The organism is Kribbella sp. NPDC050241 (assembly GCF_044459685.1).
In the GTDB taxonomy this organism is placed as follows: Bacteria; Actinomycetota; Actinomycetes; order Propionibacteriales; family Kribbellaceae; genus Kribbella.
The window spans coordinates 1,201,620-1,215,477 of record NZ_JBITJE010000001.1 but is presented as its reverse complement, the minus strand read 5'-3'; the positions used below and the strand labels follow the sequence as shown (position 1 = coordinate 1,215,477).

General features: G+C 67.8%; 13 protein-coding genes. 5 read left to right on the top strand and 8 right to left on the bottom strand.

The genetic code is table 11. The features are described 5' to 3' along the window. Positions 1-47: 47 nt before the first annotated feature. Both ACIBG5_RS05770 and ACIBG5_RS05765 read left to right on the top strand, forming a co-directional pair. On the top strand, positions 48-536 hold the full coding sequence (locus ACIBG5_RS05770; protein WP_396390332.1) for a GNAT family N-acetyltransferase: 489 nt from the start codon (positions 48-50) through the stop codon (positions 534-536). A gap of 64 nt (positions 537-600) precedes the next feature. Beyond that, a complete protein-coding gene (locus ACIBG5_RS05765) occupies positions 601-1,473 on the top strand; it encodes a helix-turn-helix domain-containing protein (RefSeq protein ID WP_396390331.1) in 873 nt (290 codons plus the stop codon). Here ACIBG5_RS05765 and ctaD read toward each other — a convergent pair whose 3' ends face one another. From ctaD to ACIBG5_RS05745, 4 genes are all read right to left on the bottom strand, one after another. Further along, positions 1,474-3,234 carry a cytochrome c oxidase subunit I gene (ctaD, locus tag ACIBG5_RS05760; protein WP_396390330.1) on the bottom strand — a complete coding sequence of 587 codons (1,761 nt, stop codon included), beginning with the start codon at positions 3,232-3,234 and terminating at the stop codon, positions 1,474-1,476. Between the two features lie 87 nt (positions 3,235-3,321). Then, on the bottom strand, positions 3,322-4,116 hold the full coding sequence (locus tag ACIBG5_RS05755; protein ID WP_396390329.1) for an LLM class flavin-dependent oxidoreductase: 795 nt from the start codon (positions 4,114-4,116) through the stop codon (positions 3,322-3,324). Next, positions 4,116-4,946, bottom strand: coding sequence for an alpha/beta fold hydrolase (locus tag ACIBG5_RS05750; RefSeq protein WP_396390328.1), 831 nt, complete (start codon positions 4,944-4,946; stop codon positions 4,116-4,118). The genes ACIBG5_RS05755 and ACIBG5_RS05750 overlap by 1 nt, the downstream gene beginning before the upstream one ends. 115 nt (positions 4,947-5,061) lie before the next feature. Next, entirely contained in the window at positions 5,062-7,083 is a 2,022-nt protein-coding gene (locus ACIBG5_RS05745; protein WP_396390327.1) for a glycoside hydrolase domain-containing protein, read from the bottom strand. 209 nt (positions 7,084-7,292) lie between these two features. Here ACIBG5_RS05745 and ACIBG5_RS05740 point away from each other — a divergent pair, with 209 nt between their 5' ends. Both ACIBG5_RS05740 and ACIBG5_RS05735 read left to right on the top strand, forming a co-directional pair. Then, positions 7,293-7,862, top strand: coding sequence for a TetR/AcrR family transcriptional regulator (locus ACIBG5_RS05740; RefSeq protein ID WP_396390326.1), 570 nt, complete (start codon positions 7,293-7,295; stop codon positions 7,860-7,862). Between the two features lie 66 nt (positions 7,863-7,928). Beyond that, positions 7,929-9,122 carry a Cmx/CmrA family chloramphenicol efflux MFS transporter gene (locus ACIBG5_RS05735; RefSeq protein WP_396390325.1) on the top strand — a complete coding sequence of 398 codons (1,194 nt, stop codon included), beginning with the start codon at positions 7,929-7,931 and terminating at the stop codon, positions 9,120-9,122. Positions 9,123-9,136: 14 nt separating this feature from the next. Here the strand turns inward: ACIBG5_RS05735 and ACIBG5_RS05730 are convergent, their stop codons facing one another. Continuing rightward, positions 9,137-10,324, bottom strand: a complete 1,188-nt coding sequence (locus tag ACIBG5_RS05730; protein WP_396390324.1) for an MFS transporter — start codon at positions 10,322-10,324, stop codon at positions 9,137-9,139. A gap of 128 nt (positions 10,325-10,452) precedes the next feature. Here ACIBG5_RS05730 and lexA point away from each other — a divergent pair, with 128 nt between their 5' ends. Then, on the top strand, positions 10,453-11,106 hold the full coding sequence (gene lexA / locus ACIBG5_RS05725) for a transcriptional repressor LexA (protein ID WP_396390323.1): 654 nt from the start codon (positions 10,453-10,455) through the stop codon (positions 11,104-11,106). A 3-nt stretch (positions 11,107-11,109) separates the two neighbouring features. Here lexA and ACIBG5_RS05720 read toward each other — a convergent pair whose 3' ends face one another. The 3 genes from ACIBG5_RS05720 to ACIBG5_RS05710 all read right to left on the bottom strand — a co-directional run bounded on the left by ACIBG5_RS05720 (position 11,110) and on the right by ACIBG5_RS05710 (position 13,703). Further along, positions 11,110-11,970, bottom strand: a complete 861-nt coding sequence (locus ACIBG5_RS05720; protein ID WP_396390322.1) for an alkylmercury lyase family protein — start codon at positions 11,968-11,970, stop codon at positions 11,110-11,112. Further along, positions 11,967-12,368: a MerR family transcriptional regulator gene (locus ACIBG5_RS05715; RefSeq protein WP_396390321.1), complete on the bottom strand. Its 402-nt coding sequence runs from the start codon at positions 12,366-12,368 to the stop codon at positions 11,967-11,969. Before ACIBG5_RS05715 ends, ACIBG5_RS05720 begins: the two co-directional genes overlap by 4 nt. A gap of 153 nt (positions 12,369-12,521) precedes the next feature. Next, positions 12,522-13,703, bottom strand: a complete 1,182-nt coding sequence (locus tag ACIBG5_RS05710) for an acyltransferase (protein WP_396390320.1) — start codon at positions 13,701-13,703, stop codon at positions 12,522-12,524. Positions 13,704-13,858 lie beyond the last annotated feature (155 nt).

Here is a 13,858-nt window from a genome sequence, read left to right as displayed (position 1 = left end):
TCATTAGTCGGTTGAGGATGGACCATCGTGCTGGTTGAGTGCTCGCCATGGATACCCGCACCGCACGGCTGAGTTTGCACCCGATCGACGAGCTGGAGGCGCGGCGTATTCGCGATCGTGCACCCGACACCGACGACACCTGGGCGGCCGACTACCCGTTCGACGGAGACCTGGCCGCCATCGGCGGCTTCCTGCGCGCCACCGAGCAGAACGGCGACCAGCGTCCGTTCGGCTACTACCAGATCAGGCGTCAGTCCGACGGGCTGGCGGTTGGTGGCATCGGCTTCAAGGGGCGCCCTGACGGTGACGTCGTCGAGGTCGGCTACGGACTGGCGCCGTCCGCGCGAGGACACGGCTACGCGACGGAAGCACTGATGACCGTCATGCAGATCGCCGCCGCGCATGGCGTGACGACGATGCGCGCAGACACCGATCTCGGCAACGTCGCGTCACAGCGGACCCTCGAAAAGGCAGGCTTCGCCCAGGTCGGAGCCGACTCCGAGCTGTACTACTTCGAGGCCCGGATCGCGCGGTAGCCAGCTCGCTCATCCCGTCGGATCTCATGGGAACATATGTTCGATAATGCTGTAGACTCGTCCTATGGCGGGGCAAGGTGTTGTTGGGCCGACGGCGTTACGGATGATGCTGGGCAGTCATCTGCGGCGTCTGCGAGAGCGGGCTGGGGTGAGCCGGTCCGATGCCGGGTGGACGATCCGGGCGTCGGAGTCGAAGATCAGCCGGCTCGAGCTCGGCCGCGTCGGGTTCAAGGAGCGCGACGTCGAGGACCTGCTCAGCCTGTACGGCGTCACCGATGCGCGCGAGCGGGAGCGGCTCCTGGAGCTGGCGCGGGAGGCGAACAACCGCGGCTGGTGGCACCGGTACGGCGATGTCACGCCGGACTGGTTCGACGCGTATCTCGGCCTCGAAGCAGCGGCGGAACTGATCCGGACCTATGAGATCCAGTTCGTTCCGGGGTTGCTCCAGACAGCCGACTACGCCCGCGCCGTCGCTCGCCTGACGCCCGGCAACGCGCGGGCGGACGAGGAGATCGAGCGGATCGTCGCTCTTCGCACCCGGCGCCAGCGGGTCCTGGACCGTGAGCCACCGTTGAAGCTCTGGGCCGTCATCGAGGAGTCGGTCCTGCTCCGCCCGATCGGTGGCCTCGATGTCCTGCGTGACCAGCTCGACGCCCTCCGCGAGGCATCCCGTCGGCCCAACGTCACACTCCAGATCGTCCCGCTCCGCAGTCCCGGCCACGCCGCAACCGGTGGCGCGTTCACCCTGCTGCGTTTCCCCCAGCACGACCTGCCCGACATCGTCTACCTGGAGCACCTCACCAGCGCGCTCTACCTGGACAAACGCGACGACGTCGAGACCTACACCCAGACCCTGGACCTGCTGGCCGCGACCAACCCCGCACCCCAGCAGACCGAGCAACTCCTCACCGAGCTGCTCGATCGGCTGGCCGGTTGATCAGTCGGGCTCGCGCTCGGAGTCGGTCTCAGGTTCGGTCTCGGACTCGGTCTCAGGCTCGGTCCCGGCCTTGGTGAGCAGGTTGGACTGCGGCTCGCCCTGGGAGAACTCAGGGTGGTGGAAGTCGAAGGCGGGGCTGTCCGAGCGGATGCGTGGCAACTGCTCGAAGTTGTGCCGGGGCGGCGGCGACGACGTGGCCCACTCCAGCGAGCGACCCCAACCCCAAGGGTCGTCGACACCGACCGGAGGTGTGCGGCGGGACCGATAGACGTTGTAGAGGAACGGCAACGTCGAGGCGCCAAGGAGGAACGCACCGACACTGGAGACCTGGTTCAGCGTGGTGAAGCCCTCGTTCGCGCCGTACGTCGCGTAGCGGCGCGCCATGCCTTCCACACCGAGCCAGTGCTGGACCAGGAAGGTCGTGTGGAAACCGATGAACAACAACCAGAAGTGCAGCTTCCCGAGCCGCTCGTTCAGCATCCGGCCGGTCATCTTCGGCCACCAGAAGTAGAACCCGGCGAACATCGCGAACACCACGGTCCCGAACACCACGTAGTGGAAGTGCGCCACCACGAAGTAGCTGTCGTTGAGCTGATAGTCCAGCGGCGGCGACGCCAGGATGATCCCGGTCAGCCCGCCGAACAGGAACGTCACCAGGAAGCCGACGCTCCACAGCATCGGCGTGTCGAACGACACCGACCCGCCCCAGATCGTGCCTATCCAGTTGAAGAACTTCACCCCGGTAGGCACCGCGATCAAGAACGTCATGAACGAGAAGAACGGCAGATTCACGCCACCGGTCACGAACATGTGGTGGGCCCACACCGCGATCGACAGCGCGCCGATCGCCATCGTCGCCGCGACCAGACCGATGTAGCCGAACACCGGTTTGCGGCTGAACACCGGCAGGATCTCGGTGATGATGCCGAAGAACGGCAACGCGATGATGTAGACCTCTGGATGGCCGAAGAACCAGAACAGGTGCTGCCACAGCAGCGCTCCGCCGTTCGCGGCGTCGTACACATGGGCTCCGAGTAGTCGATCCGCCTCCAGCATCAGCAACGCGGCGGCGAGGATCGGGAACGCGATCAGCACGAGGATCGACGTGACCAGGATGTTCCAGCAGAAGATCGGCATCCGGAACATGGTCATCCCCGGTGCCCGCATGGTGATGATCGTGGTGACGAAGTTGACGCCACCCAGGATCGTGCCGAGGCCGGCCATCCACAGGCCCATCACCCACAGGTCACCGCCGACACCGGGCGAACGAATGCCGTTCGAGAGCGGCGCGTACGCCGTCCAGCCGAAGTCGGCCGCACCACCGGGAGTCGCGAACGCGCCTAGTGTGATCAGGCCGCCGAACAGGAACAGCCAGTAACTGAACATGTTCAGCCGGGGGAACGCGACGTCGGGAGCGCCGATCTGCACCGGCATGATCACGTTGGCGAAACCTACGAACAGTGGTGTCGCGAACAGCAGCAGCATGATCGTGCCGTGCATGGTGAAGAGCTGGTTGTAGACCTCTTCGTCCACGATCTGCAGGCCCGGCTCGGCCAGCTCGGCGCGGATGATCATCGCCATCAGCCCGGCGATCAGGAAGAACGCGAACGAGGTGACCAGATACAGCTGACCGATCACTTTGTGGTCGGTCGTCGACAGCAACCGTCCGATCACCTGCCCCAAAGGCCGCCGCGACGGTGCCACTCCCACCGACGGGCCAGTACGTTCAGTGATCCCGGTCTGTTCGCTGACGCTCGCCATTCGACCTCCCGCGACGCCCACCACGCCACCCACTGTCCGTTCGATTAGACACCCGGTCGGGCCCAGGGCGACAGAGGCAGGCCCACCTCAGCGCGGCGGGCCCGCGGTCAGGACGGCGCGTACGTCGGCCAAGCGCAGGGTGGACGGGTCGAAGTCGGTGAGGCACCAGGTGGCAGCGGCGTACGGCGCTGGGTCGGTCCCGGGAGGTAGCGAGATGACGATGTCGTAGTCCGTGAGGTCGCCACGGATGGACTCGAGGAGAGCGACGGACTCGGCGAGCTGGTCCGGGGAGGTCAGGTTGACCGGGAAGTAGCCGTCGTAGCGCGCGGCCCGACGGAGCGGTTTGAGTTTGCCCGGGAATCCGCCGACCCAGAGGGGGATGTGGCCCGCGATCGGGCGCGGCAGGAAGGTGACCGAGTCGACGGTGTAGTGCGTGCCGTGATGCGACACCGGGTCACCGGTCCAACCGGCGGTCAGGATCTCCAAGGCCTCGTCGAGCTGCTCGGCGCGGATCCGGTCGTCGACCTCGTCACCCGACCGGGAGAACTCCCCCGCGAACCGGTCACTGCCGAGTCCGACGCCGAGCGTGAGCCGCCCACCCGACAGTACGTCGAGCGTGGTTGCCTCCCGCAACAGTTTCACCGGTCGCCGGCGCGCGACCGGTGTCACCATCGGTCCGAGCCGCAGCCGGTCGGTCACGGCAGCCATCGCGGCCATCGTGATCCACGGATCCGCCACCGACGACACCGGCGCCCGCCACCACAGCTGGTCCCAGACGAACATCCCGTCCCAGCCGGCCTCCTCTGCCCCGGCCGCGAGACGCGCCACCTCGCGCGGGTCGGCGAGTTCGTCGAAGAGCGGAACCCACAACGCGAAGCGCATCATCGGCTCCCGGTGTGAGAGGCGATCGCGTCGACGAAGTCGTCCCACCGCGGCGCCGGCACTCCGTGGCCGACGTCCGGCAGAACCACGAGTCGGCCGTTGGGAACGGCGTCCCGGATGGCTTCGCCGTGTGCCAACGGGAACACGGGATCCAGCCCGCCGTGCACCACGAGCACCGGCATCGTCAGGTCGCCGAACCCACCGTTCACCGGACCGTCGAACGACATCGCGTAGTGGTTGGTCAGCGAAGCCTCGAAGTCCCGTGCCCGCGCCATGTCCCGCCGTACCAGGTCCCGGGCTGCAACCTCGTCGAAGTGCTCGAGGTACTCCGCCTCGATCGACCGTACGACGTACTCCTCGACCGAGGCCGGGTCGCTGAAGTCGGGTGGATCGAGGCGCGGCATCGCCCCGGACGGAGGGGGCAGGTCGTCGGCTCCCGTGGACGTGGACACGAACGTCATCGATGCCACCCTCGACGGATGGTCCACGCCGATCACGAGCGCCGTGCCGCCCGACATCGACTGCCCGACCACGTGAGCCTGATCGATGCCCAAGGCATCCAGCAGCCCGGCCGCGTCGGCGGCGAGGTCGCGCATCGAGTATCCGGGCCGGCCAACCGGGTACGACGTCGACAGGCCGGTGTCGCGCTGGTCGTAGCGGATGACGTACCGCCCACGCTCGGCGAGCTTCCTGCACAGTCCGCTCTCCCACCACAGCATGGACGCTGATCCCCCATGGATCAGCAACACCGCCGGGTCGGCCGGATCCCCGAAGGTCTCCGCACACAGCTCGACACCGTTGACCGGGTACAGCTTCTCCGAGGTAGTCATGTCCCCGACCGTAAGTCGGGGTCGGCCATCCCGAAAAACGATTCTTCGCGATCAAACCGATCGCCACCGCCGATAGACCGGGCCGCCGCCGAAGCGCGGCGGCCCGAGCTCGGCTTCAGCTGACCGTCAGCACCTTCGACGGTGTCTGCGTGCCCTGGTGATCCGCGTCGGCCAGCCACACCACGCGGTACGTGTAGGTGCCCCGCGCCGTCGGCTTGATGCTGAACGAGTACTTCCCGGTGGTCGTCAGCTTCGTCGTCGTCACCGCGACCCACGACGTACCGGACCGGCGCTGCAGGTAGACCGTCGTGCCGGCGTGCGGCGGATTCAGATATCCGTAGAACAGCGTCGCCGCACCGAGCTTGATCGCCGCCGGACTCAGGTACGCCGACATCGCGGGCCGCACCTGGACCAGCGCGGCCGCACTCCGCGTGCCGAGCAGCCCGGCGCCACCGTTGTAGCCCCACATGTAGTACGTCGACACGGTCGGCTTCCGCACCGACGTGACGGCACCGTTCGCATCCGCGGTGAGCGTCGCAGCGGTCGACCACTTGGTCGCGTTCTTCGCCTTCGAGTAGAGGATCACGCGTACGCCGCTCAGCTTCGCCGCAGCGTCAAGGCGCGTGATCGTCGTCGACAGCGTGACCGAGCCCGTGTACATCAGGGCTGCCGCGCTGGAAGTGATGGTGGCCTTCGTACCGACCAGCCGCACGTCCGCACCCGGACCGATCTTCCCGGTGCTGTCCTTCACCCAGGCGCGATAGGCGTAGCTCGCCGAGTTGGCCAAGCCGGTCGCGGTGGCACTGCTCGCCGTTCCTGCGTAGACCAACGTCCCTGACGTCGGCAGCGCCGGCGGAGTCGAACCGGCCGCGCTGCGGACGATGATCTGACCGATCGTCGTGTTCGCGGGATTGGTCCATCGGAGCGCCGCGGAAGCCGCGCTGCCTGTCACGGCGAAGCCGGTGACCGGTGGCGGTGGTGCGGTGACGTCGACCCAGTTCTTGTCGATCGACATCTTCACGCCGCCGTGCGTCTCCGAGGCGTTGCCGACGTACTGATGCACCCGCTGGTGGTTGGTCCAGTACGTCGCCGGGATGAAGCGGCTCGTCCCGGTCGGCGTCGATCCCCAGTGCGCGAACCAGATGTTGTCAGGCCGGGTGTACGCCGTACTGGTGTAGACGCTGGCCAGGTCCGCACCACCGGAGGCGGCGCCGACGTACGCGCCGCCGACGTACCCGAGGGCGATCATCTGCTGGGTCCAGCCGCTCAGGTACGACAGTACGGAGGCCTTGCACGCGGCGGTCGAGGTGTAGGCCTCGATGTCGCTGTAGATCGCACTGCGCGGCGCGAACCCGAGTGCCTTCGCGGCGGTGACAGCGTTGAACGCGGCGGTCCGGCCCTGCGCGAGAGCGGTCCCCGGGACCGTCGACATCCGGCTGCTGTACGTCGTACACGGCGCCTGCAGGCCGACGTCGATCAGCAGGAACTTCCAGCCCTTGGCGGCGTTCGCCGACACCCAGTCGGCGGTCAGGTTCGGCTGGTCGCAGGCTCGCAGTGCACCGCTGATGTAAACGCCGGCAGCCTTGTAGTCCGGCTGCCAGGCGTCCATCGCCGCCTGGCTCGGCGCGGTGCAGGTGTCGAAGGCGTTGCCGGTGAAGTTGCCAGTAGCGACCACGGAGGGCGTGACCAAGGCCGGCTGCGCGATCCGTGCGGACTGCGACTTCGAGACCACCCGGCCGGTGGCCAGTACGTCGCTCGCAGCCTGCTCCTCGCCGGGAGCGTAGTACGCGGTGGCGAGTACTCCGGCGTCCGCGATCGCGCGACGCAGCAGGCCTTCGCTGGAAGATGGTGCGCTGGTCAGCGGCTCGAGCACCAGCCCCTCGCTCCGGCCGACCAGATGCGCCGGGCAGTCGGCCTGAGCCGTACTGCGGCCGAGGTACACGGCCGGGCGGTCGAAGCGGACACAGGTTGACGGGCTGGCGGCCAGATCCACGACCGGCCATCTCGCCGGAACCGTCACCTGGTAGCCGCGGTACGAGACGGTCTTCGTCTCCTCCGCGGCAGCCGGACCGCTGGCGGTCAGTCCGGCCAGCAATCCAAGGGCAAGCGCGAGCACCCCAGGTTTGTACAGCCTCACAGAAGCTCCTCATTTTCGACGGACACGGCTGGTCCGGAAAGTGATGAGCCCCCAGTCCCAACCCCCTGCCCCCAGTGAAGGCGAGTGTCCCGCTCCTTGTCGAAGAGCATCCGGCACTCGCCCCGATGCCGGGATGCTATCGCCGCAGGTCACCTGCCGATACAAGCGGTTTTGCATCGATCGATCCATAACGTGTTATCGTTGACGTCATGGCCAGGCCGAGGACGTTCGACGAGGAGCGCGCTGTCGATGCCGCGATGAAGGTGTTCTGGACCTTCGGGTACGACGGCACCTCGACCCAGGACCTGTGCGAGGCGACCGGGCTCGGCCGGAGCAGCATCTACAACACCTTTCACAGCAAGCGTGACCTCTTCGACCGGGCGCTCCGGCACTACATGGAGGACCGGACCGGCGGTCAGCTCGAGGTGATCGAGAGCGACCTGCCGATCAGAGAGCGCGTTCGCCGCATTCTCTGGGACGCGGTCGAGCCGGATCCCACCGATCCGGCCGGTTGCCTGGTCGTGAACACACTGGTCGACCTCGCGCCCAACGATCCCGAGATCGCCGCAGCACTTGAGCGCGACCACTCCACCCGGCTGGCTGCGCTGACCACGGCAATCCGTACCGCGCAGGCGGCGGGCGAGATCGCCGGCCAGGATGCCGCCGGTCTCGCGGAGTACGTGTTCGTCGTCCTGAGTGGGCTGCGAGTCGCCGCCCGTGGTGGCGCGACACGCAGTGCCCAGGAAGCCGTCGTCGCGGCCGCACTCCGCGCCTTCTGAACAACCTCCGTCCGCGGTCACCGCTGCCCGCGTTGTGAACTGTTTGATCCAATACGAGGGAAACTCATGCCGCTCGCGGTCTATGTGCTCGGTCTGGCGATCTTCGCCCAGGGCACGTCCGAACTCATGCTTGCTGGTCTCCTGCCTGAGATCGCCGGCGACCTGAACGTGTCTATCCCGGCTGCCGGCCTGCTGATCTCGGCCTTCGCTGTCGGCATGCTGGTCGGCGCACCGATCCTGGCCGTCGTCACCTTGCGCTGGACACGGCGTACTGCACTGCTGGCCTTCCTGGCTGTCTTCGCGCTCACTCACGTCGTCGGCGCCCTGGCGCCGAGCTACGGCATGCTCGTCGCCACACGCATCGTCGGCGCCTTCGTGTACGCCGGTTTCTGGGCGGTCGCCGCGGTGACAGCCATCGGCCTGGCCGGGCCGGAGGCGCGCGGCAAGGCGATGAGCATCGTCGCCGGCGGACTCACGATCGCCACCATCGTCGGCCTCCCCGCAGGTACCGTCATCGGCCAGCACCTGGGCTGGCGAGGCGCGTTCTGGACCGTCGCCGTTCTGTCCGCGCTGGCCATGATCGGCGTCGTCGCCACCGTTCCGGGTGGGCGCTCCGGCACTACGCCTGATCTTCGCGCCGAACTGCGCGCGATGATCAACCCGAAGCTATGGCTCGCCTATGGCACGACGGCGATGTCCACGGCGGCGTACCTGGTGACCTTCAGCTACCTCGCTCCCCTGCTCACCGAGTCCACCGGCCTCACCGAAGGCTGGGTCCCGGTCGTGCTGGCGTTGTACGGCGTTGGTGCGCTGGCCGGCATCACCATCGGCGGCCGGACGGCGGATGCACGGCCCTTCGCGACGCTGCATGTCGGCATCGGTGGCGGGATCGCGGCATCCATCGTCCTTGCCCTCGGCACCGGGACGCCGTGGCTCGCGGTCGTGGCGATCGTGCTCGTCGGGGCCTTCGGCTTCGCGAACAACCCCGCGATCAACACCCGGGTCTTCGGCCTGGCCGGGTCCGCGCCGACGCTGGCGGCCGCATTCAACATCTCGGCGTTCAATGTTGGCATCACCATCGGACCATGGCTCGGCGGCCTGGCCATCGACGCCGACGCCGGCTACCCCTCCGTCGCCTGGATCGGCGCGGTCCTGGGTCTCGTTGCCCTGGGCACCGTTCTGCCGGCCGCCGTAAGCACTCGTCCAGGACGGGATCGGGCGGAGGTTTGGTCACCCGCCCGATCCTCGGTACGCGACTAGCTGCAGTCTGCTTCCTACCGAGGTTCTGACGCCGAAACGTGCCCAACCGGTGACCTGCGCGTCAGCAGACGGCTATTCACAGCGACGCCGGCCAGCAACGGCAGCAGGCCTGTGAAGGTCCAGATCAGGCCGGCACCAGCCGCGATCCAGCCCACGACCGCCGGCCCGATGAGGACTCCGGCGTAGGTGAACGTGGTCAGTCGCGACACCGCGGTCGCGGCGGCAGTCCCGCCCTCGCGACCGACAGCGCTGAAGATCAGCGGTAGCAGGACCGACCCACCGAGACCGACCAGTCCGAATCCGGCGATCGACATCGACCACAGCGGTACGGCGACCACCACGGCCAATCCGATCACGGCCACCGATGCGGCAATCCGGAACACGGCTGCGGCGCCGTACCGCTCGGTCAGACGGTCACCGATCAGGCGGCCCGCGGTCTGGCATGCCGTGTACGCCGTGAAAGCGAGGCCGGCGGTGGCCAGGTCGGCACCGCGTGATTCGTGCAGCAGCACTCCACTCCAACTGATCACGGCTGCCTCGCCGATCATCACGACGAAGCCCATCGCGCCGAAGATCAGCACCGGGCGGGTCCATCCCGACTTCCAGCCGGTCCGCTGCTCGCCGTTCGTCGTACCGGACCGGTCTGCCTCGGGCGGAAGGAGATTGCGGGTCGCCAGTTGACCGGCGATCAGCAGTGCGGCGGCGACCAGGAGAAACTGTGCACCGATGCCGACACCGGCGCGGGTGACTGCGGCGCTGACGAGGGACGCGAGTACGGCGCTCACGCTCCAAGCGGCGTGACAGCCGTTCAGGATCGGCTTCTCGCGAAGGCGCTCGACCGCAACCGCATGAGCGTTCATCGAGACGTCGACCGCGCCATGCACGAGACCCATGATCAGTACGGCGATGCCGAGCTGCACCGGGTTGCGGGCCAGACCGACGCCTGCCAGCAGGATGGGGAGCGCGGCCAGGCCGACCTGGATCAGCCGGCGGCTGCCGGAGCGCGCGACCAGGCCCCCCACGAACTGCATCGAGACCAGCGCGGCCGCGCCGAAGAGCGTCAGGACGATGCCCAGCTGGCTCTCGCTGAGCTGGTGCTCGACCTTGATCGACGGGATCCGGGCCAGGTAACTCGACACCAGACACCCGTTGACGAAGAACACTGCGGTCACCGACCAGCGTGCTCGATCTGTCGCGTTCATGACGACCTCCTCGAGCGCGCCCGATGCGCGCTCTCGGACCGGACGTCGGAGCCGGTTGGAGGATGTTGCCACTTCGGTGCGGCGGGTCGGATGCGATCCGGGACAGTGCCGCGCTCTAGGATCTCGTGGTGACTGATCTTGATCTGTTCGGGGACCTGGACACGGCGGCGCTACCGGAGCGGCAACAGCGGATCCTGGTGGTGATCCGGGACTGGGTGATACGGCACGGGTACTCCCCCAGCACCCGCCAGATCGGTGACGCGGTCGGCCTGCGATCCACATCCTCGGTGTCGAAGCACCTCGGCGCTCTCGAGGACAAGGGGTTCCTGCGCCGCAGCCCGTCGGTCTCCCGGCCGATCGACGTACGGATGTTCCTGCAGGACTCGCCGTCGCGGCAGTCGGGCGAGGACTCGGTGCCGGTGCCGGTGGTCGGTGACATCGCCGCCGGTACTCCGATCGCCGCGGTCGAGCACGTGGACGACGTACTGCAGCTGCCGCGCGGACTCACCGGCCGCGGGACCGTGTTCGGGCTGCGGGTCCGCGGCGAGTCGATGATCGACGCCGCGATCTGCGACGGCGACATCGTGGTCGTCCGGCAGCAGTCCGAGGCGCACTCCGGCCAGATCGTCGCCGCGATGATCGACGAGGAAGCGACCGTGAAGGTCTATCGCCGCCGCAACGGCCACGTCTACCTCGAGCCGCGCAACCCGGCGTACGAGGTCATCGACGGCGACAACGCGGTCGTTCTCGGCATCGTGGTCTCGGTCCTGCGCAGCGTCTGATCGTCACTCGTCCAGCAACTGGCCGAACAGGCGGACGGCGAGGTCCTCGGCTTCCCGCTGATTGATGATCTGCCCGGGAACTTGCGGATGCGCGGTCGTCCAGGCCTCGGCTGCGGCGCGGGTCGCGAAGAAGTTGAGGTAGTCGCAACAACAGTCGGCGGACGGGCCACCGCCGGGATCGGCGCCGATGAAGACGACTGCGCCAGCGGGATCCCAGTGTGCGGAGTCCGCTCGGCGGACGACCGTGATGCCACTCCCATCGGTGGGGTCGGTGGAGTGGATCACGGTGTCCTGGCCCAGCATCGGCGCGATGCCGAGCGCGTCGACAGCGCACATCGCGTACACGTCGACCTGGTCGGCGATCCGGACGCGATGCCTCGTCGGGGTGGCCGAGAACGGGTAGGCGACAGCGATCTCCCCGTCCGATGTCAGCCGGATCGCATCGAGCTCATGCAGTGCCCTGAGAACCTCCGTCGTACCACCGAAAGGCGGAGCTCCGGTGGTCGCGAAGGCGCGAAGAACCTCGCGGTGTGCTGCTCGCGTGACAGCATCCAGAGGTACGGCGCGCCGCCGCCACGTGCTGAGGATCTCGGTGGCCGGCGAGCCGGACGAGTTGATTGCCTCGCGCAACTGCTTGGTCGACGGGACGGAGAGACGGCAGGCCAGGCTTGGCGTTGCTCCCATCGCGAACGGGTTCTCACCATCGATCAGTAGCGTCGGTGAGCCTGCCATGCCGAAGCGCTCCGCGTCCGCGGGCGACTCGATCATTCGGGTGCTGATCGGAAGGTCGGAGACCTGCGCGAGACGCTCGAGCAGCGGCAGCAGGTTCGGGCAGTCCGGGACATGCAGAACCTCCAGCCTCATCGCTCCGCCTCCGGTCCGAGCGCCTCCAGCAACGCACAGCTGCGGTCGGCCCGTGGTAGGTCGCAGGTGGTGATCAGTACCGCGAGCGAGTCGTGCATCCGCTGGAGATCCCGGATCCGGGCCGCCAGATCCTGGCGCCGGTGCTCGGCCAGCGCTCGCGCCGCGTCACACCCGACCGGGCCGCCGGCGTCCAGGTCGAGCAACTCCTCCACCTCGTCGAGGCTGAAGCCGAGCTCCTGGGCGCGCTTCACGAACCTCAGCAGCTCCAGCGCCGAGGTCGGGTAGTCACGGTAGCCACCAGCCGTCCGCGGTGGCTCGTCGAGGAGCCCGCGGCGTTCGTAGTACCGCAGCGTCTCGACGTTCACGCCGACCTGGCCGGCCAGCTCTCCTGTCCGCATGCTTCCATCCTGAACCCTGGACCCAGGTCCGAGGTCAACCTCGCACGGTGGGCAGGTGGCCATCGCCAGGCAGTCAGCTGCCTCCGGCCGGTTCGCCCAAGCGCACAGCCGGCTGACCGTCCCGCTTCGCAACACCACCGCACGACTGTTGCCTCAGCGCGTCTTCCTTCGCTCCGTCGAGCCGATGCTCACCTGGGCCTGACGCTTCACCCCGAACAGCACCGACACCCCAGGCAGGACCGACAGCACCCACGCGAGTGCGGCGGCAAGCACAAATGCAGTTGGCAGCAGTACGGCGTACTTCATCCACAGGTTCGCGTCCCAGCCGACGACGTAGTACGCGACCGCGAGAATGATCGGCTGGTGGACGATGAAGAACGGCATCGCCGCCCGTGCGACCGGTGCCGGCAGCGGCCGCTGGAACGCGGGCGCCCGCATGCCGAACGCGAGCACCGCCGACAGCCAGCCCCACACCGCGAAGGTGATCAGCGTCGAGTACCAGATGTAGACCCACGAATAGCTCGGGTCCTCCCACCAGCCGTCGAGGAAGTCGATGATCCCGGTCGCCACCCCGAGCAGGAACGCTCCGAGTCCGAGCACCAGCGCGGGTACGGCGTCTCGTCGTACGGCGGCCATCAGCCGGTCGTCCGACATCACCAGACACCCGACCACGAAGAAGTCGAAGAAGAACACGAACTCGCCCCAGCCATGCTCCGGACCAGGCGCGGCGAGCAGCACAAGATGCACCGGCACCAGCGGGGCGGCCAGCAGCAGGATCCGTCCGCGCCGCTCGCACCGCCGCGCGATCCAGTCGACCATCCGCCGGCCCTGCGCGCCACGCAACCAGAGGAACACCGGCAGGCCGAGCAGCGCGAACTGCAGCAGGTAGATCAGGAACCACAGGTGATAGGTGTCCCGCAGCCACAACGGTGCGTGCCCACTCAGGTCGCTGAAGAAGGTCTTCACATCCCCGAAGAACGACGCATCGGACCCGCCCTTGTGGTGCTCCTCGATGAAGTACTGCGGTGGCGACAACAGCACATACGCGACCACGAACGGCACGAGCAGCCGCAGCACTCGCTCACGCAGGTAGCCGGCCGCGGTCCGCCACCGCAGGGCCAGCCACGCACCCGCGCCGGACAGCATGAAGAAGAACGCCAGCCCCCACAGCCCGAGGAACGCGATCGCGATCGAGATCCCCTCGCTCGTCTGGGCGTTCTTCACATGCCAGTCGGCGTCGTCGAACGGCCGCAGCGTGTGGAACACGAACACCCCGAACACGGCCAGCACCCGCAACCAGTCCAGGAAGTGCAGCCGCCCACCCTCGTCACCCATGCGCAAAGAATGGTGCCTGTGCCGGGCCACCGCCACTCGGATCCGGACCGTCGGTCCCGAAGTCCCGGGCCCTGCGACCCTGCCGCGTGGGGCACAGCGGCGGCTTCGATGGGAACACTGCTGGGAGGGGAGTCCGATGACAGTCGACCGCGGCC

Excerpts from the sequence above, each read along its gene's own strand:
- ACIBG5_RS05765 (WP_396390331.1), top strand. The coding sequence starts at position 601 with ATGGCGGGGCAAGGTGTTGTTGGGCCGACGGCGTTACGGATGATGCTG.
- ACIBG5_RS05710 (WP_396390320.1), bottom strand. The coding sequence starts at position 13,703 with ATGGGTGACGAGGGTGGGCGGCTGCACTTCCTGGACTGGTTGCGGGTG.
- ACIBG5_RS05715 (WP_396390321.1), bottom strand. The coding sequence starts at position 12,368 with ATGCGGACAGGAGAGCTGGCCGGCCAGGTCGGCGTGAACGTCGAGACG.
- ACIBG5_RS05750 (WP_396390328.1), bottom strand. The coding sequence starts at position 4,946 with ATGACTACCTCGGAGAAGCTGTACCCGGTCAACGGTGTCGAGCTGTGT.
- ACIBG5_RS05720 (WP_396390322.1), bottom strand. The coding sequence starts at position 11,970 with ATGAGGCTGGAGGTTCTGCATGTCCCGGACTGCCCGAACCTGCTGCCG.
- ACIBG5_RS05730 (WP_396390324.1), bottom strand. The coding sequence starts at position 10,324 with ATGAACGCGACAGATCGAGCACGCTGGTCGGTGACCGCAGTGTTCTTC.
- ctaD (WP_396390330.1), bottom strand. The coding sequence starts at position 3,234 with ATGGCGAGCGTCAGCGAACAGACCGGGATCACTGAACGTACTGGCCCG.
- ACIBG5_RS05740 (WP_396390326.1), top strand. The coding sequence starts at position 7,293 with ATGGCCAGGCCGAGGACGTTCGACGAGGAGCGCGCTGTCGATGCCGCG.
- ACIBG5_RS05770 (WP_396390332.1), top strand. The coding sequence starts at position 48 with ATGGATACCCGCACCGCACGGCTGAGTTTGCACCCGATCGACGAGCTG.
- ACIBG5_RS05755 (WP_396390329.1), bottom strand. The coding sequence starts at position 4,116 with ATGCGCTTCGCGTTGTGGGTTCCGCTCTTCGACGAACTCGCCGACCCG.
- ACIBG5_RS05735 (WP_396390325.1), top strand. The coding sequence starts at position 7,929 with ATGCCGCTCGCGGTCTATGTGCTCGGTCTGGCGATCTTCGCCCAGGGC.